The sequence below is a fragment of the Streptococcus sp. SN3 genome (assembly GCF_030439905.1).
Genome location: NZ_JAQFJF010000002.1, coordinates 84,890 through 102,304, shown reverse-complemented (window position 1 = coordinate 102,304; position 17,415 = coordinate 84,890). Strand labels below are relative to the sequence as shown.

The window sequence follows — 17,415 nt, the reverse complement described above, 5'->3', positions numbered from 1 at the left end:
ATGAAAAGTCTGTTATCTCAACTTTTGTTGGGAATAGCAGGCTTTTTATTTTTCAAGGAAAGATAAGCATTATAAGCAGTCAAATGCTTGAATTTTTCATAAAATTAAAAATAAGCTTGTATTTTTCTAGTAAGTATGGTAAACTATTTTAGTAAAAAATTATACAAAGGAGACTGTTGATGAAGACAAAAACATTAGCACTCGTAAATGGACTTGTTGGGCTTATTGGTGGTATTATTCTACTTTTGTGGCCTTTCTTCATTTGGGTTATTTATTTTATGCTAGGTGTATTTGACATCCTGAAAATTGCAATCCTAGCTTTGGGAATTGCTGGTATTGTCTACTATAAGGATGACAATCGTGTGGGACCAGCAGGCTCTATCTTGATGATTGTAGGTGGAATTTTTACCTTTAATGACTTCTTGGGCTGGATTGGTGCTATTCTTTCTATCATAGGCGGTTCTCTTTATTTAGCAAGCTTGAAGAGATTCCAAGCATAGAGCGAGGATTGAAAAAAATACTAGTTTAAAGCTTGCATTGCCTTAAATGGATAAGCAATCATGCAGAAGCAGGATGGTGAACTTTGGTTAGTTCTGTCCTGCTTTTTTCTTTTTAGCTTATTTACAATCATTCTTAATAGCCAAATAAGCCTAGTCATGGTATAATGGTAACGACTTAGATGAGAGGCTATAACGGAGCAAATAATGAAACAAGAACATCAGCATGACTTTGACCAAGTAATTGGCCATTTGCGCGCCAAGGGCGTGCGTATTACAGAAACACGGAAGGCGGTAATTGACTATATTATCCAAAGTCATGACCATCCTAGCGCTGAAATGATATATCAGGACTTGAAGCCCAATTTTCCTAATATGAGTCTGGCAACAGTCTATAATAATCTCAAGGTTCTGATTGATGAGGGCTTTGTCGCTGAGCTCAAGGTTCGCAATGATACGACGACCTACTTTGACTTTATGGGCCATCAGCACCTCAATGTCATCTGTGAAAAATGTGGCCGTATCGCTGATATGGAGCTGGAACTTCCTGATGTGAAGCATGAGGCTGAAGTGCAGACTGGCTACCACATCACCCAAAGCCAGACGACTGTCTATGGCCTATGCCCCCAATGCCAGCAAGAGGCGGTGTGACTGCGAGAATGATTAGGAGTTTTTGGAGTCTCAAAGACGAACAAAGTTGTGACTTGCTTCGCAAATTCAATCTGCAACTTCAAAGCAGTACTTTGAGCTATCGGCTACTGCGCCAATATTCTATTACTAATAAAAGGTAAGGCTAGAACTTATGTCTCTTAGCCTTTTTCTATGTGTTTTAGCAAGGCATGTTCGCAGGATATCATCTGAGCTTAGAGACGTTGGTACCTAGTCAAGTACAGCACTTAGCAAGATCAGATATTTTAAGCACAACCCCTTATATACTTATGCTATTATTTTACAGTCAAATTCTCTTTTGATATAATGGAAGCAGAATAAATCCTTGTACAAAGAGATTCGAAGAGTTCTGAAGGATTTACAATATAGGTAAATTCGTCATAAGTCTGTAGTATCGAAATCTTTAAGGGGTATTACTTTGTGGGTAGGGTAGATTTTTAGGAGGTCTTATGTTCTGGTGGAGAAAGAAATGGCTGGATGAGTTGTCAGACAGTGATGAATCGCCTCTTTTGGAATGCCGTCATCTTCTCTTTGAGGATGAGGCGGGTTATCCTATTTGTCCTTCCTGCGGTGGACTCATAAAAGAGAATTTTCCTAAGAAAGGCGCGGACAAAGCACGTCTGCACCTGATACGGGAGAAGATGCAGCGAGTATGGAGTGTAAGATTTGGAAGGGAATTTTCAGCAGCTTTGTTTGTGATACCAGCTATTTTTCTTCCAGAATTTTTAAGCCGTTGGATTTTAACCACTGGAGATTACGGCTTTTCTAGCTTTTTCATTGCTAGCCGTCATACGCCTACAATGATTAGCTTTACTTATGAAGGCTATATTCCTTTATTTATCTTTTTTATGGGCAAAGAACGCTTTAAACGTTTCTCTACTTTTTCTTTAGGATTTGAGCGTTTTCATAAAATCCTTTATTCTTGGCCTGTTCGGCTTGTTACTTTTATCGCTGTTATTTGCTTCATTAATATTATTATGCCAAAGATTTATGGGGTTGAAGGAGATGTCTTTATAGGTAAACATAGCCAGCTAACTCCCGCCCAGCATGCTAAAGGTGTAGAACTTTTCATCTTTGTCAATATGCTCTCCATATGGATTGTATCTGGCTTGCTGCTTATTTATCAGTTGATAGACAGGCAGCGGACTTGGTGGATCAAGGAAGCTAATGAGGCTTATCTGTCTGGCGGGTGTTGATATGAAGAGAAATTTTGATTTTTAGGAGGTCTTATGTTCTGGAGAAAGAAATGGTTGGATGAATTGCCAGACGGCGAAGAATCTCCTTTTTTTGAATGCCGACATCTTCTCTTTGAGGATGAGGCTGGCTATCCCATTTGTCCTTCTTGCGGCAAGCTAATAAAGAAAAATCTTCCTCAAAACAGTGTGGATCGCTCACGTCTTTTTCTGATTTATCAAAAAGTGAAGCGACTCTGGATTATGAAATGGAAACTTATTATAATCACTCTAATTGCATTTATATCTTATAGTTTTCCAATAGATTTTAGTAATTGGCTTTTGAGGAATGGAGACTATGGTTTTAGAGACTTTTTTCCTATTACACCTCATACACCGCTAGTATCTGACTTTACCTACATTGCTTATCTTCCTCTTTTTATCTTCTTTTTTATTGGAGAGCGTTCTAGGCGTTTCACTAGCTTTTCTTTGGGCTTCGTTCGTTTTCATAAAATCATCTATTCCTTACCTGTGCAGCTAGCTTTTTTCTTGGCAGTATTTGCTGGGATTAATCAAGTAATGCCAGGTGTCTACAAGGTGATTGGAGATAATTACATATCAAAGTATGATTACCTAACTCCGGCCCAGCATGCTAAAGGTGTAGAACTTTTCATCTTTGTCAATATGCTCTCCATCTGGATTGTATCTGTCTTACTGCTTATTTATCAGTTGATAGACAGGAGACGGACTTGGTGGCTCAAGGAAGCTAATGAGGCTTATCTGTCTGGCGGGTGTTGATATGAAGAGAAATTTTGATTTTTAGGAGGTCTTATGTTTTGGAGAAGAGATTGGGAGGAAGAGATATCAGGAAGCAGAGAATCGCCTTTTTTGGAATGCCGTCATCTTCTTTTTGAAGGGGAATCGGACTATCCTATTTGTCCTTCCTGTGGCAAGCTAATAAAGGAAAATCTTCCTCAAAACAGTGTGGATCGCTCACGTCTTTTTCTGATTTATCAAAAAGTGAAGCGAGTATGGAGTGTCAAAATTGGGATTACTTCAACACTGCTCATTATCATTCTATCTTATTGGTTGCCACAGGTTATAGGTGGCTGGTTTCTATGGACAGGCGACTATGGATTTAGTAGATTTATTCCTTCTAGTTCTCATAATCCCACCTTATTTAGTGTGACACTTTTTGGCTACATTCCCTTATTTATCCTTTTTGTAGCAAGAGAGCGTGTTAAGCGATTTTTTACCTTCTCATTGAGGATTGAGCATTTTCATAAAATTCTTTATTCTTGGCCAGTTCAGCTTACTCTCTTTATCTTTGTTATCATCTTATTAAGTGCTTATATGCCTAAGTTTTACGAAATGGAAGGAGAATCGTTGATTGTCAAGCAAATTCAGCTAACTCCCGCCCAGCAGACTAAGGGAGTAGAGCTCTTTGTCTTTGTCAATATGCTTTGTAACTGGATAGTAGCAGGCTTGTTGGCCATTCATCAACTGATAGACAGGCGGCGGACTTGGTGGCTTAAGGAAGCCAACGAGGTTTATCTATCTGGTGGGTGTTAGGGCAAAGGTTTCTGCTCGGAAATACAAAAGCGCTTTCTTGTTGAAAAACGTCTGATTTGACGAAATAGGCTAGCTTTTTAGGCGAAAATTTTGTAAAATAGAATAGATAAACGGGGACTGCCTCGGAAAATAAAAGGAGAATCCATCTAATGGTAAAATTAGTTTTTGCTCGCCACGGTGAGTCTGAATGGAACAAAGCTAACCTTTTCACTGGTTGGGCTGATGTTGACTTGTCTGAAAAAGGTACACAGCAAGCAATCGACGCTGGTAAACTGATTAAAGAAGCTGGTATCGAGTTTGACCAAGCTTACACTTCAGTATTGAAGCGTGCGATTAAGACAACTAACCTTGCTTTGGAAGCGTCTGATCAGCTTTGGGTACCAGTTGAAAAATCATGGCGTTTGAACGAGCGTCACTATGGCGGTCTGACTGGTAAAAATAAGGCAGAAGCAGCTGAGCAATTTGGTGATGAGCAAGTGCATATCTGGCGCCGTTCATACGATGTATTGCCTCCAAACATGGATCGCGATGATGAGCACTCAGCACACACTGACCGTCGTTATGCTTCACTTGACGACTCAGTAATTCCAGATGCTGAAAACTTGAAAGTGACACTTGAGCGTGCCCTTCCATTCTGGGAAGACAAGATTGCTCCAGCTTTGAAAGATGGCAAAAATGTCTTTGTAGGTGCACACGGTAACTCAATCCGTGCCCTTGTGAAGCACATCAAACAATTGTCTGACGATGAAATCATGGATGTGGAAATTCCAAACTTCCCACCATTGGTATTCGAATTTGACGAAAAATTGAACGTAGTAAAAGAATACTACCTTGGAAAATAAGCTTAAAAGAATCTGAGAATAATCTCAGATTCTTTGCTTTTCCGGAGAGGAAGGACAAGGATTACTAGAAGCCTAGCTAGCAAGTCTTTTAGGTTCCGAGGTTTAGCGGATTTCTTCTTAGCTCGTCCATATTTTCAGATTTTCTATCAGTTTTGAAACATTCATCGAGCTGGATTTATGGTAAAATAAAGGTCAGAACTTTTACTAGAATGAGAGAGAAAATGGCAAGGAAGAAGAGAAAATTTGACAGTCATTCCATCACCAGAAGGCTTTATCTGCTGTTTGGAATCGTGATGTTTTTGTTTTTAGCCTTGATTGCTCGTCTGGGCTATATGCAGGTGGTCAATCAGGACTTTTACACGGATAAGTTAGCTAAGGCCAGCAAGACCAAGATTACCACTAGCTCAGTACGTGGGCAGATTTATGATGCTACTGGCAAGCCCTTGGTGGAAAATACGACCAAGCAGGTGGTGACCTATACGCGAGATAACCGGCTGACGGCTGGAGAGATTCGAGCGACAGCTCAAAAGCTCCTGACCTATGTCAGTATCAGCGATACAGAGGTGACAGACCGCCAAGAGGTGGATTATTATTTGGCGGACAGCGCAGTCTATCAGGAAGTGGTGGAAAAGCTACCCAAGGACAAGAAATTTGATACAGATGACAACCGCCTGCCTGAGTCCAAAATCTATAAGGCGGCAGCTGAGAGCATTGACCCTAAGCAGCTGGGCTATACGGATGAGGAAAAGAAGGCCATCGTTCTCTTTAGTCAGATGAATGCGATTTCCAACTTTGCGACGGGGACCATCCAGACAGATGCGCTAACAACAGAGCAGGTAGCTGTACTGGCTTCCAGCAGCAAAGAGCTGCCAGGTATCAGTGTCTCAACGGGCTGGGACCGCAAGGTCTTGGATACCTCGCTGGCTTCTATCGTGGGTAATATCTCGACAGAAAAGACTGGACTTCCGGCTGAGGAAGTGGATGATTATCTGAAAAAAGGCTACTCTCTCAATGACCGGGTGGGGACCTCCTATCTGGAAAAGCAGTATGAGTCAGTTCTGCAAGGCAAGCGAGCTGAGAAGGAGATTCATCTAGATAAAAATGGTAATATGGAGAGTGTGGAAAATATCTCTGACGGTAGTAAGGGTGACAATCTCAAGCTGACGGTGGACTTAAGCTTCCAGCAGGGAGTGGAGGACATTCTAAAAAATGCCTTTAATGCGGAGTTGGCGAGTGGCAATGCGACCTACTCTGAGGGTGTCTATGCTGTAGCTATGGATCCAAATACCGGCGCCGTCTTGGCCATGGCAGGCGTCCGGCACGACCTGGAAACGGGAGAAAATTCGGTCGATGCTTTGGGAACCATGACTAATGTCTTCGTTCCGGGATCTGTGGTCAAGGCTGCAACTCTGACCTCAGGCTGGGAGAATAACGCCATTAGCGGAAACCAAGTCCTGACAGACCAGCCGATTAGCTTTGGCGGTACGGACAGTATCACTTCTTGGTTCACCCAGTATGGTTCACGTGCCATCACAGCCCAAGAGGCCTTGGAATACTCTTCCAATACCTATATGGTGCAGGTAGCGCTGAAGATGATGGGGACGCCTTACTCAGCTGATATGAAGCTAGATTTTGATGAGCTGGATCCGTCCATGAAAAAGTTGAGGTCGACTTTTGCAGAATATGGTCTAGGCACTTCGACAGGGATTGACCTGCCAAATGAGTCCACAGGCTATCTTCCAGACAAGTTTACGTTTGCCAACTATCTGACCAATTCGTTCGGCCAGTTTGACAACTATACAACGCTTCAGCTGGCCCAGTATGCCTCAACAGTAGCTAATAATGGCAAGCGTGTGGCTCCGCATATCGTTGAAGGCATTTACGGCAACAGCGACCAAGGAGGACTGGGTGATTTGGTGCAGAAAATTGACACCAAAGAGCTGAACCAGGTCAATATCTCTGACGAGGATATGAGCATTATCAAGCAAGGCTTCTATCAAGTGGTTCATGGCAGCAGCGGCTTTACGACTGGTCGGACCATTTCTCAGGGAGAGAGTGTGCCAATCAGTGCCAAGACTGGTACGGCTGAGACCTTTGTGGACAAGGGTAAGAAAGAAGCCATCAATACCAATGTTGTGTCTTATGCACCGAGTGAGAAGCCGCAGATTGCGGTGGCGGTGGTGTTCCCTCACAATACGAACCTATCTTCTACTGTCAGCCACAGTATCACTCGCGATATTATCAATCTTTACAACCAACAACACCCTATGAATTAGTGCTCAATGAAAATCATCAGCAAACGGAGAAAGCTTAAGTTGTCAGTGCTCAAGTAGAGCAATCTGGTTTGAGGAGATTTTTTGAGAATAGAGAAAGGATTTTATGCTTTACCCAACCCCTATTGCCAAGCTGATTGACAGTTTCTCTAAGCTGCCCGGCATTGGCATCAAAACAGCCACTCGACTGGCTTTTTACACTATTGGCATGAGCGATGACGATGTCAATGAATTTGCCAAGAATCTGCTGGCTGCTAAGCGTGAGCTGAGCTACTGCTCTGTCTGCGGCAACCTGACGGACGAAGACCCTTGTGCAATCTGCCAAGACCAGTCGCGCGATCAATCAACTATTTTGATCGTTGAGGACAGCCGAGATGTGTCAGCCATGGAAAATATCCAGGAATACCACGGACTCTATCATGTCCTGCACGGTTTGATTTCACCTATGAATGGCATTGGACCGGACGACATCAATCTCAAGAGTCTGATTACTCGTTTGATGGATAGTGAAGTGACGGAGGTTATCGTCGCAACCAATGCGACTGCGGATGGCGAAGCGACCTCCATGTACATCTCCCGGGTCTTGAAGCCCGCTGGGATTAAGGTGACTCGCCTAGCGCGTGGTTTGGCGGTTGGCTCCGACATTGAGTATGCGGACGAGGTCACATTGATTCGCGCTATCGAAAATCGGACGGAATTATAAACATAAAGGATTTTTCTGGCTCTAGCTGGCTGGAAGAGTCCTTTTTTCTGTTCAAAAATGCTGGGAATTGTGATATACTAAAACGGACTGATACAGAAGCTCCTGCTTAGAAGAATCGACTAGCTAGGTAGATGCAAAACCAAGCTTTTTAGGTTGTTTTATTTCGAGCTGGCAGCTTTTGTAAATCGTACTATTTTTAGAAAATGATAGGAAAAATCATGGCAAAACAAAGATTGATTTTATTGTATGGCGGACGCAGTGCAGAGCGGGAAGTTTCGGTTTTATCAGCTGAGAGCGTCATGCGGGCTGTCAATTATGATAGATTCTCGGTGAAGACTTACTTCATCACCAAGGATGGAGATTTTATCCAAACTCAGGAATTTGAAGCAAATCCGGCGGCTGATGAGAAGTTGATGACTAATGCCACAGTGGACATGTCTCGGAAGATTAAGCCCAGCGATATTTACGAAGATGGAGCAGTGGTCTTTCCAGTCTTGCATGGTCCTATGGGCGAAGATGGCTCTATCCAAGGCTTCCTAGAAGTGCTCAAAATGCCTTATGTCGGCTGTAATATTTTATCTTCTAGCCTAGCTATGGATAAAATCACGACCAAGCGAGTGCTGGAATCAGCAGGCATCGCCCAAGTGCCTTATGTGGCGCTGGTCGATGGTGAGGATCTAGAGCAAAAAATCCAGGAAATCGAGGAGAAATTGACCTATCCCGTCTTCACCAAACCTTCCAATATGGGCTCCAGTGTCGGCATTTCTAAATCGGAGAACCAAGCAGAACTGCGTGCTTCTCTGGACCTGGCTTTCAAATACGACAGCCGGGTACTGGTTGAGCAGGGAGTGACAGCTCGGGAGATTGAGGTTGGGCTTCTAGGCAATGTTGACGTCAAGAGTACCCTGCCTGGAGAGGTGGTCAAGGACGTGGCTTTCTATGACTACGAAGCCAAATACATTGATAATAAAATTACTATGGATATTCCGGCCAAGATTCCAGAAGAAGTGGTGAGCCTGATGCGTCAAAATGCAGAGACCGCTTTCCGAGCTCTGGGAGGTCTAGGACTGTCCCGCTGTGATTTCTTCTATACAGAAGATGGTCAGGTCTTCCTTAATGAGCTGAATACCATGCCAGGTTTTACCCAGTGGTCCATGTATCCACTGCTTTGGGAAAATATGGGGCTGGCCTATCCTGACTTGATTGAGAAGCTAGTTGGCCTAGCTGAAGAGGCATTTGCTAAGAGAGAGGCGCATCTTCTCTAAAATATGATATAATAGAGGGGCTGAAAATTTTCGGTCCTTTCTTTTTGCGAGCAAACCGAAAAACGAGGAAGAAGTATGAAATTAGATTTATATGAAATCGCAGAAGTCCTATCTGCGAAAAATGATGTGACTCAGTTTGAAAATGTTGCGCTTAGAAATGCGGAGTTTGACAGCCGCTTGATTGAGTCGGGTGATCTTTTTGTGCCACTCAAGGGGGCGCGTGACGGCCATGACTTTATCCCAACAGCCTTTGCTCAGGGAGCTGCCGCTACCCTATCTGAGCGTCCAGTGGCAGAGGGGGCTTATCTCTTGGTCGATGATGTCCTGACAGCCTTTCAGCGCTTGGCCCAGTATTATCTGGAAAAGATGCAGGTGGATGTGCTGGCGGTGACAGGTTCCAATGGTAAAACGACAACTAAGGATATGTTGGCCCAGCTACTAGCAACCAGCTACAAGACCTATAAGACACAAGGCAATTACAATAACGAAATCGGTCTGCCCTACACGGTTCTTCACATGCCTGAGGATACAGAGAAACTTGTCTTAGAAATGGGGCAGGACCACTTGGGCGATATCCATCTCCTGTCTGAACTTGCCAAACCTAAGACGGGCATTGTAACTCTGGTGGGAGAAGCCCATCTGGAATTTTTCGGCAGCCGAGCTGAAATTGCCCAAGGCAAGATGCAGATTGCAGACGGTTTGAGAAAAGATGGTTTCTTGATTGTTCCGGCAGATAAGATTGTCAACGAATTTCTGCCAGCAGACTGCAAACTAGTTCGCTTTGGTCCTGATGCGGATATCTTCCTGACGCGTCTGGAAGAGCGCAAGGACAGCTTGAGCTTTGACTGCAACTTTTTAGAGCAAAGGATTGACCTGCCTGTGACCGGTAAGTACAATGCAACTAATGCTATGATTGCAGCCTATGCGGCTCTGCAGGAGGGTGTATCTGAGGCGGATATTGCTCAAGCCTTTTCTGAGCTGGAGCTGACCCGCAATCGAACAGAGTGGAAGAAAGCTGGTAATGGCGCAGATATCCTATCGGATGTCTACAATGCCAATCCAACAGCCATGCGCTTGATTCTGGAGACTTTCTCGACCATTCCGGCCAATCCAGGCGGACGAAAATTGGCAGTGCTGGCGGATATGAAAGAGCTGGGAGCGGACTCTAAGTCCATGCACGGCTCGATGACTACTAGCCTCAATCCAGAAATTGTGACCGACCTTTTCCTCTATGGGCAGGATATGGAAGCTCTCTATGACTATGCCAAGGAGATTTACCCGCCAGGCAAGGTGCAATACTTTATCAAAAATGACGAGAAAGACCAGTTTGAACAGCTGAAACAAGCTGTCAGAGAGAAGCTGACTCCTGCCGACCAGATCCTTCTCAAAGGTAGCAATTCTATGAATCTGGCGAAGCTAGTAGAGGACTTGGAAGATGGAAACTAAAGAAACTGCAAAAACCATTCAACGTCTCCTTTCTATTACAGAGACAGGTCTAGCATTTAGTCGTGATGAATTTGATCGAGAACGTTACTTAGAACTCCGTCAGCTTTTGGGACACCTCCTGGCTGATTGGTCAGATTTGGATGGGAAAGAATTGGCAGAGCTGTTGCGCCCAACGGATTTTTATGCTACTCCTTTGATTGATGTCCGAGCTGTACTGGTTCGAGACGGAAAAGTCTGTTTAGTCAAGGGTAAAAATGAGAAAACTTGGGCTTTACCAGGCGGCTTTTGTGAAGTCGGCCTATCTCCTAAGGAAAATATCATCAAGGAAGTCCAAGAAGAAACGGGATTTAATGTTTCAGTTTCGCGTCTGCTTGCAATTTTTGATACTAATAAATTTCAATTTCAGAGTAAGCAATATGCTAAACTGGTCTTCGAGTGTCAGATAGAGGATGGAGATTTTCAGCCTAATACAGAAATAGAAGAGTTAGCTTTCTTTGCTATCCAATCTTTACCAGAATTATCTTCTAAGCGGACTACAAAAGAACAGTTGGAAATCCTTTGGGAGATTTATCAAGGAGACAGAGAACAGTATTTGGATTAGTGAAGTAAGTTTCTGGGATACTCTTTGTCTGAAAAAGCTAGAAATTATTGCAACAACAGGTAAAATCAACCTCGTTCAAACCTTATATTAGAATGGGAACCTAGGAGATGGGAATAAGAGATATGTTTACAACCTATAAAACCGAACCGCCTCAACTGGGACTTTGGTATTTTGTTCTTTTGGGGCTGGTCTTTGCGATTATCTGGCTTTCCTATCTCTACTACAATCGGAAAGCTTACCAGCAGCTATTTGTCGGGATGCAAGCTTGCCAGCTGATAGGCCTCTATTCTTGGTATATGCTGACTGCTGCCCCACTGTCTGAGAGTCTGCCCTTTTATCATTGCAGAATGGCTATGTTTGCCTTGATGTTTCTGCCTAATCGCTCAGTGTATAAATTTTACTTTGCACTTTTGGGGACTTTTGGCTCGATTGTAGCCTTTATCTATCCGATTTTTGATCCTTACCCTTTCCCCCATATCACTATTTTGTCCTTTATCATTGGCCATCTAGCGCTCTTGGGAAATTGTTTGATTTATCTTTTCAGATATTATCATACTTTCTCTATGAGCTGGCAGCGAGTGGTGTGGACGACCTTTATGATGAATGCTTTTTTGCTTGTTATCAATATGTTGACAAAGGGTTCTTATGGATTTCTTACAGATCCGCCGCTTGTTGGCAATCACGGACTCCTGCTCAATTATCTGCTTGTCTCAATTGTCTTAAGTGCAGCAGTTTGCTTGGTTTCTGAAATTTTTAAGCGCGTGGAGCAGACCAAGACAGTTTCCCTAACTTAATTATCTCATGGAGGATTTATGAAAGATTTTTTAACTACGACAAAAACGGTGGCACCGCCTATCTCGATTTTATGGTATGCTGTGATGATTGCTCTGGTCTTGCTGTCTATTTGGAGCTCGCTCAAATACCATGATAATCCGCGTTTTGTTAAAGCTTTTAAGTGGATTCAGATTGCTCAGCTGCTGATGCTTTATAGCTGGTATTTTGGTTTTCGAATTCCCTTTTCCAATAGTCTGCCCTTCTATCATTGCCGCCTGGCTATGTTTGCGGTGGTCTTTCTGCCAGACAAATGGCGCAGCAAGCAGTATTTTGCTCTTTTAGGAGCTAGCGGAGCGGTCTTTGCCTTGGGCTATCCAGTCTTTGACCCCTATGATTTCCCGCACATTACCAGCTTTTCTTTCCTGATTGGCCACTATGCACTCTTGGTTAATTCCTTGATTTATCTGATGAATCACTACGACAAGAGCCTGCTCAAGAAATACATGATTGTAGCCTACACCTTTGGACTCAACCTTTTCCTAGTCGGCGTTAATCAAGTGACGGGAGGTAATTACGGTCTGCTAAAAAGTCCGCCTTTCATCCCTGATGCCCCCCTATGGATAAAGTACCTTCTTGTGTCGGTCATCCTTTCTCTGGCCCTGGTTCTCTTCGATATATTGTTTAAGAAACGGTGGAAAAAGCAGTTAAGTCTGGTCCGCAGTTAATTCACTTTAAATTTATAGCTCCTGTCAAGTTAATGTGGCAGGATTTTTCTTAAATTAGAGAGCTTTATCATGACTTGACTTGCTTCTAGTAACAAATGGACTGTTTGTCTATCAACTCTTTAAGTTGGTTCAACTAGACGCTTCTGTGACAGCTGAAGAGAAAGAAGAACTGGAAACCAGAAAAAACGCCTGCTCCATTTACTGGGTTTGAACTTAATAGTTGCAATTTGTGTCATTGTCAGATTTTAAGGGAAATTTTATTGACATAGGAGAATAGAATCGCTCGAAAGGGCGATTTTTATCTTCTTTAGATAATTGAAAAAAAGCGCTAAATCCGCTATAATAGGTAGGTTGAAAGGATTGAAATACTCCGATGTAAAATAAAAAAACAAATACTAAGATTTACAATTATCCTAAATGAAAGAAAGAGAAGAAGATGACTTTACAAGAAGAAATTAAGAAACGCCGGACCTTTGCCATTATCTCCCACCCGGACGCGGGGAAGACGACTATTACGGAGCAGTTGCTCTACTTCGGAGGCGAGATTCGTGAAGCTGGGACAGTCAAGGGCAAAAAGACGGGTAATTTTGCCAAGTCTGACTGGATGGATATTGAGAAGCAGCGGGGGATTTCAGTGACTTCCTCTGTCATGCAGTTTGACTACGATGGTAAGCGGGTCAATATCCTGGATACGCCAGGACACGAGGATTTCTCAGAAGATACTTATCGGACCTTGATGGCGGTGGATGCTGCGGTCATGGTTATTGACTCGGCCAAGGGGATTGAGGCTCAGACCAAGAAGCTCTTTGAGGTTGTCAAGCATCGTGGTATTCCAGTCTTCACTTTTATGAACAAGCTGGACCGTGATGGTCGCGAGCCCTTGGACTTGCTGGAAGAACTGGAAGATATTTTGGGAATTGCCAGCTACCCAATGAATTGGCCGATTGGAATGGGGAAGAGCTTTGAAGGTCTTTATGACCTCTACAATGAGCGGCTGGAGCTTTATAAGGGCGAGGAGCGCTTTGCGACTCTGGCAGAAGGTGACCAACTGTTTGCTTCCAATCCTTTCTATGAGCAAGTTAAGGAAGATATTGAGCTCTTGAGCGAAGCTGGGAATGAATTCTCAGAAGAAGCGATTTTGGAGGGCAAACTGACACCTGTTTTCTTCGGCTCAGCCCTGACCAACTTTGGCGTCCAGACTTTCCTGGAAACCTTCCTCAAGTTTGCTCCGGAACCGCATGGCCATAAGAAGACAGACGGTGAGGTAGTCGAGCCACTCAGCCCAGACTTCTCAGGCTTTGTCTTCAAAATTCAGGCCAATATGGACCCGCGCCACCGTGACCGTATCGCTTTTGTCCGTATCGTTTCTGGCGAGTTTGAGCGCGGTATGAGTGTCAATCTGCCTCGCACTGGCAAGTCTGCTAAGCTGTCTAATGTTACCCAGTTTATGGCAGAAAGTCGGGAAAATGTGACCAATGCTGTAGCTGGTGATATTATCGGGGTTTATGATACGGGGACTTATCAGGTCGGTGATACCTTGACTGTAGGCAAGAATAAGTTTGAATTTGAACCTCTGCCAACATTTACTCCAGAGATCTTTATGAAGGTTTCAGCTAAGAATGTCATGAAGCAAAAATCCTTCCATAAGGGGATTGAACAGCTGGTGCAAGAGGGAGCCATCCAGCTTTATAGCAACTACCAGACAGGCGAGTACATGCTGGGTGCTGTCGGTCAGCTCCAGTTTGAGGTCTTCAAGCACCGTATGGAAAATGAATACAATGCTGAAGTGGTCATGAATCCTATGGGCAAAAAGACTGTCCGCTGGATTTCACCAGATGACTTAGACGAGCGCATGTCTTCTAGCCGTAATATTCTAGCCAAAGACCGCTTTGATCAGCCAGTCTTCCTCTTTGAAAACGACTTTGCCCTGCGCTGGTTCGCGGACAAATATCCAGATGTTAAATTGGAAGAGAAGATGTGATTCTAATAGGAAATAGTTTGCTTTGTAATATCATGATAGTTTAGGGGGATATAATGAAGAAACTAACGGGAGAACAAACGAAAATTCTTTATTTACCAGATGAAAAAAATTTGGTTATTCTAGGTGCCGCTGGAAGCGGAAAATCCTTGGTGGCTTTATATAAATCAGTCTATTTAGCTATCAAGTATCCAAGTAAAAAAATAGGGATTGTTTGCTTCAATAAACCTATTATTGAGCAAATTAAAACACAACATTTACCACAATTATGTCAGAGTTTGCAGATTCAAGTCCCAAGAAATATTTCTGTTACAACATACCATAGCCTAGTTTGGAATACGTTAAGAAAATTAAATTCAGGCAACGAAATAAAATGTTTAGATTTTATAAAAGTTGATGAAAAGGAAAAATGTATAAACGATTCTATAAAAAAACTAGCAGAAATAGAAAAGTATACTGACAGCAGAATTCTTAATAGAGAAATAGAATTTTTTAAAGAAGAGATTTCCTGGCTGCAAGGAATGATGGTTAAAACGGAAGAAGAATATCAAGAACTTGAAAGAACAGGAAGGGGACGAAAAAATCCAGTTAACAAAGGAGAGGAGAGAGAGTTAGTTTATAGGATATTTAAAGGGTATAAATATTATAGAAGTCAATTGAATCCACCTAAATATTTTGATTATGATGATATTTCTTGGAAATTAGAGGAAAGAAAGGAGCGTATACCGGATAAAGATAAGTTTGATTTCTTAATTATAGACGAATTTCAAGATATGGATAAAGCGAAGATACAATCTTTAACCTATTTAACTAAGGAAAATGGAGCTTGTATTTTATTAGGGGATTATGCTCAACAAATTTTAGGAACTAAGATTTCTTTTAAACAATTAGGTGTCAATAATATATCCAAAGAGACTTTTGTTAAAAATTATAGGAATACAAAACAAATTAGTAATTTGGCAAATATATTGATTGAAAAAGGCTTTATAACGGAAGAAGAGGATGAAAAAATTAGCCGAGTTTCGTCTAGAAGAGATGGAGAAATTCCACAATTACAACAGGCTAATAGTTTTGAAGTATATAAAAACATTATTTCGAATTTTTTTACGAATAAAATAGGTAGCAATGGAATTATTCTAATGGATCCAACTTCTTTTAAAACTATAGCAAAAATTTTAAAGGTTCTGGACTTAGATAATCATGTTGAACTTTATACTATTAATCAAGTCAAAGGTTTAGAATTTGATAATGTCTTAGTACTTGATATAGATAAAAGCAAATACATAGAAGATTATAGCAATCTTGAAGATAATGAAAATAATGAAGTTGCAAAACAATTATATGTTGCAATTACTAGGGCAACTACTAATTTGGCTTTAACATATCAAAACTATGATATGAATTTTTATCTTGGTGGATAGGGGAAGGTTAATGTGAATCAAGAAATTGTTTTTAAAAAAGGCATAACTCGTCTTTGCCATTTTACAAAGTCTTCCAATCTTCCTTATATATTAGGAACTGGTGATGAGGAGGCTAATGGTATTATTTCTAATAAAGCGATTAGAGACTCTGAATGCAAGTTTTTGAAATTAAATGATATTCATCGTTATGATAATCGCCCTGAATTGATATGTCTTTCCGTAGAGTATCCAAACTTTTTCTTTTTTGAAAAATCAATTGAAAAAGAAAAAGAATCGCTTTTGAATGATTGGGTTGTCTTGCTAATTTCGCCTAGTATAATTAATGAAGAGACATATTTTTGTCCTGTCAATGCTGCAAAAAACAGAGGTGCTCATATAGGTAAGGGGAGCCAAAAGTTTATGGAGTTATTTAATACAGAGGTTCTAGGGCTTAATCGTAGTGTCTCAATGTTACCTAATATACCAACCAATAATCAAGCAGAAGTTTTATCTCCAGATATGATTCCGAAAGATAAAATAATAGGTTTGGTTTTTAGTAGCAAAAAGCAAGCTAGGGATGAAGTGTTAAGATTAAAGTTGTGTCAGATAGAATTAAGGAATTTAAAAATATATTACTCTCATGAATGGTTTAAGAGAAATTCAGCATACAGTATTATGCAAGGAAAAGTATTAAAATTATATGAATTGGAGGAGTAGAATGGCAGAGAGATTTGTCTATATATATGAATCAAGTTCAAACAGTTTTAAAAAAGAGAATATAAAATTCAATTGGTATCCGGGTTTCTCAGTTTCGCAAAAACAAAGATCTATACATTCTCTTCACAAAGAATTCAAAGAAAAATTTGGGAATTTAAAAGTATTAGAAGTTTCCACTGCTTCTGAAGAAGAGTTTGGGAAAGAATGTAGTGCTTTTAATCTTCAACTTACATTGCGTAATGGTAGTAAATACTCTGTAGAATCTTTATTTCAGTCTTCTAAAGTGTTTAAGAATTATGGACGTGTAAATCAAGATTTGGATTTAGATGCCAAGGCAGTAAAGAGACAAGTTCGTTCAATTGAGGTAAATGATAAATTAATTGAATTCGATTTTTTAGGAGTAAAATTTCCTCTGCTACCACGTACTTATTTTTATAACTGGTTATACGTAAATGCGTTATTTCAAAATACAGAATTATCTAATTTCATTCTTCAATACGATGCTTTTACAGATATAAATTTTAATCCAAACAAATCCATAAATTGCCAGGCTGAGGCTTGCTCAATATTTTTATATCTGGCTAAGAATTCCTTATTAAACGATTCAATTCGAAGTCCTAAAAAATTTTTAGAGCTCGTTTATAGGAAAAAAGATAAAGAATATATTTCTGAATTAGGAGAAATAGAAAGCGAAACAGAAACAGATATTGAAGGAGAACAGTTGACCCTTTTTTAAAAAAATAACAACAATTTTCAAAATAAAGAATTAGAAATTATGAGC

General features: G+C 41.3%; 17 protein-coding genes. All 17 read left to right on the top strand.

What is annotated here, in order from left to right:
• The first annotated feature begins 179 nt into the window (after positions 1-179).
• The 17 genes from PCY71_RS04440 to PCY71_RS04360 all read left to right on the top strand — a co-directional run bounded on the left by PCY71_RS04440 (position 180) and on the right by PCY71_RS04360 (position 17,370).
• Complete coding sequence (locus PCY71_RS04440) at positions 180-500, top strand: hypothetical protein (RefSeq protein WP_002896121.1); 321 nt, start codon at positions 180-182, stop codon at positions 498-500.
• 204 nt (positions 501-704) lie between these two features.
• Entirely contained in the window at positions 705-1,148 is a 444-nt protein-coding gene (locus PCY71_RS04435; RefSeq protein WP_002896119.1) for a Fur family transcriptional regulator, read from the top strand.
• 467 nt (positions 1,149-1,615) lie between these two features.
• Positions 1,616-2,362 carry a hypothetical protein gene (locus tag PCY71_RS04430; protein ID WP_002910295.1) on the top strand — a complete coding sequence of 249 codons (747 nt, stop codon included), beginning with the start codon at positions 1,616-1,618 and terminating at the stop codon, positions 2,360-2,362.
• 33 nt (positions 2,363-2,395) lie between these two features.
• Positions 2,396-3,136 (top strand): hypothetical protein, encoded by a 741-nt coding sequence (locus PCY71_RS04425; protein WP_002910294.1) that lies wholly within the window; start codon positions 2,396-2,398, stop codon positions 3,134-3,136.
• Between the two features lie 33 nt (positions 3,137-3,169).
• Complete coding sequence (locus PCY71_RS04420) at positions 3,170-3,910, top strand: hypothetical protein (protein WP_002896116.1); 741 nt, start codon at positions 3,170-3,172, stop codon at positions 3,908-3,910.
• A 149-nt stretch (positions 3,911-4,059) separates the two neighbouring features.
• Positions 4,060-4,752: a phosphoglycerate mutase gene (locus tag PCY71_RS04415; RefSeq protein WP_002900876.1), complete on the top strand. Its 693-nt coding sequence runs from the start codon at positions 4,060-4,062 to the stop codon at positions 4,750-4,752.
• Positions 4,753-4,961: 209 nt separating this feature from the next.
• Positions 4,962-7,028, top strand: a complete 2,067-nt coding sequence (gene pbp2b / locus PCY71_RS04410; RefSeq protein WP_301412459.1) for a penicillin-binding protein PBP2B — start codon at positions 4,962-4,964, stop codon at positions 7,026-7,028.
• Between the two features lie 103 nt (positions 7,029-7,131).
• Positions 7,132-7,728 carry a recombination mediator RecR gene (gene recR, locus PCY71_RS04405; RefSeq protein WP_002910290.1) on the top strand — a complete coding sequence of 199 codons (597 nt, stop codon included), beginning with the start codon at positions 7,132-7,134 and terminating at the stop codon, positions 7,726-7,728.
• 218 nt (positions 7,729-7,946) lie between these two features.
• Positions 7,947-8,993 carry a D-alanine--D-alanine ligase gene (locus PCY71_RS04400; RefSeq protein ID WP_042762954.1) on the top strand — a complete coding sequence of 349 codons (1,047 nt, stop codon included), beginning with the start codon at positions 7,947-7,949 and terminating at the stop codon, positions 8,991-8,993.
• Between the two features lie 75 nt (positions 8,994-9,068).
• Complete coding sequence (murF, locus tag PCY71_RS04395; protein WP_048773754.1) at positions 9,069-10,439, top strand: UDP-N-acetylmuramoyl-tripeptide--D-alanyl-D-alanine ligase; 1,371 nt, start codon at positions 9,069-9,071, stop codon at positions 10,437-10,439.
• Complete coding sequence (locus PCY71_RS04390; RefSeq protein WP_048773752.1) at positions 10,429-11,040, top strand: NUDIX hydrolase N-terminal domain-containing protein; 612 nt, start codon at positions 10,429-10,431, stop codon at positions 11,038-11,040. The genes murF and PCY71_RS04390 overlap by 11 nt, the downstream gene beginning before the upstream one ends.
• Before the next feature lie 107 nt (positions 11,041-11,147).
• Positions 11,148-11,834, top strand: a complete 687-nt coding sequence (locus tag PCY71_RS04385) for a TIGR02206 family membrane protein (protein ID WP_002910286.1) — start codon at positions 11,148-11,150, stop codon at positions 11,832-11,834.
• A gap of 18 nt (positions 11,835-11,852) precedes the next feature.
• On the top strand, positions 11,853-12,539 hold the full coding sequence (locus PCY71_RS04380; protein ID WP_002910285.1) for a TIGR02206 family membrane protein: 687 nt from the start codon (positions 11,853-11,855) through the stop codon (positions 12,537-12,539).
• Positions 12,540-12,975: 436 nt separating this feature from the next.
• On the top strand, positions 12,976-14,520 hold the full coding sequence (locus tag PCY71_RS04375) for a peptide chain release factor 3 (RefSeq protein ID WP_002910282.1): 1,545 nt from the start codon (positions 12,976-12,978) through the stop codon (positions 14,518-14,520).
• Positions 14,521-14,573: 53 nt separating this feature from the next.
• A complete protein-coding gene (locus PCY71_RS04370) occupies positions 14,574-15,938 on the top strand; it encodes a UvrD-helicase domain-containing protein (protein WP_002910281.1) in 1,365 nt (454 codons plus the stop codon).
• A gap of 12 nt (positions 15,939-15,950) precedes the next feature.
• A complete protein-coding gene (locus PCY71_RS04365; protein WP_002907015.1) occupies positions 15,951-16,634 on the top strand; it encodes a DarT ssDNA thymidine ADP-ribosyltransferase family protein in 684 nt (227 codons plus the stop codon).
• 1 nt (position 16,635) lies between these two features.
• On the top strand, positions 16,636-17,370 hold the full coding sequence (locus PCY71_RS04360) for a hypothetical protein (RefSeq protein ID WP_216584406.1): 735 nt from the start codon (positions 16,636-16,638) through the stop codon (positions 17,368-17,370).
• The last annotated feature ends 45 nt before the right edge of the window (positions 17,371-17,415 follow it).

Excerpts from the sequence above, each read along its gene's own strand:
- murF (WP_048773754.1), top strand. The coding sequence starts at position 9,069 with ATGAAATTAGATTTATATGAAATCGCAGAAGTCCTATCTGCGAAAAAT.
- PCY71_RS04420 (WP_002896116.1), top strand. The coding sequence starts at position 3,170 with ATGTTTTGGAGAAGAGATTGGGAGGAAGAGATATCAGGAAGCAGAGAA.
- PCY71_RS04390 (WP_048773752.1), top strand. The coding sequence starts at position 10,429 with ATGGAAACTAAAGAAACTGCAAAAACCATTCAACGTCTCCTTTCTATT.
- PCY71_RS04435 (WP_002896119.1), top strand. The coding sequence starts at position 705 with ATGAAACAAGAACATCAGCATGACTTTGACCAAGTAATTGGCCATTTG.
- PCY71_RS04385 (WP_002910286.1), top strand. The coding sequence starts at position 11,148 with ATGGGAATAAGAGATATGTTTACAACCTATAAAACCGAACCGCCTCAA.
- PCY71_RS04400 (WP_042762954.1), top strand. The coding sequence starts at position 7,947 with ATGGCAAAACAAAGATTGATTTTATTGTATGGCGGACGCAGTGCAGAG.
- recR (WP_002910290.1), top strand. The coding sequence starts at position 7,132 with ATGCTTTACCCAACCCCTATTGCCAAGCTGATTGACAGTTTCTCTAAG.
- PCY71_RS04360 (WP_216584406.1), top strand. The coding sequence starts at position 16,636 with ATGGCAGAGAGATTTGTCTATATATATGAATCAAGTTCAAACAGTTTT.
- PCY71_RS04430 (WP_002910295.1), top strand. The coding sequence starts at position 1,616 with ATGTTCTGGTGGAGAAAGAAATGGCTGGATGAGTTGTCAGACAGTGAT.
- PCY71_RS04415 (WP_002900876.1), top strand. The coding sequence starts at position 4,060 with ATGGTAAAATTAGTTTTTGCTCGCCACGGTGAGTCTGAATGGAACAAA.
- PCY71_RS04375 (WP_002910282.1), top strand. The coding sequence starts at position 12,976 with ATGACTTTACAAGAAGAAATTAAGAAACGCCGGACCTTTGCCATTATC.
- PCY71_RS04425 (WP_002910294.1), top strand. The coding sequence starts at position 2,396 with ATGTTCTGGAGAAAGAAATGGTTGGATGAATTGCCAGACGGCGAAGAA.
- pbp2b (WP_301412459.1), top strand. The coding sequence starts at position 4,962 with ATGAGAGAGAAAATGGCAAGGAAGAAGAGAAAATTTGACAGTCATTCC.
- PCY71_RS04370 (WP_002910281.1), top strand. The coding sequence starts at position 14,574 with ATGAAGAAACTAACGGGAGAACAAACGAAAATTCTTTATTTACCAGAT.
- PCY71_RS04440 (WP_002896121.1), top strand. The coding sequence starts at position 180 with ATGAAGACAAAAACATTAGCACTCGTAAATGGACTTGTTGGGCTTATT.
- PCY71_RS04380 (WP_002910285.1), top strand. The coding sequence starts at position 11,853 with ATGAAAGATTTTTTAACTACGACAAAAACGGTGGCACCGCCTATCTCG.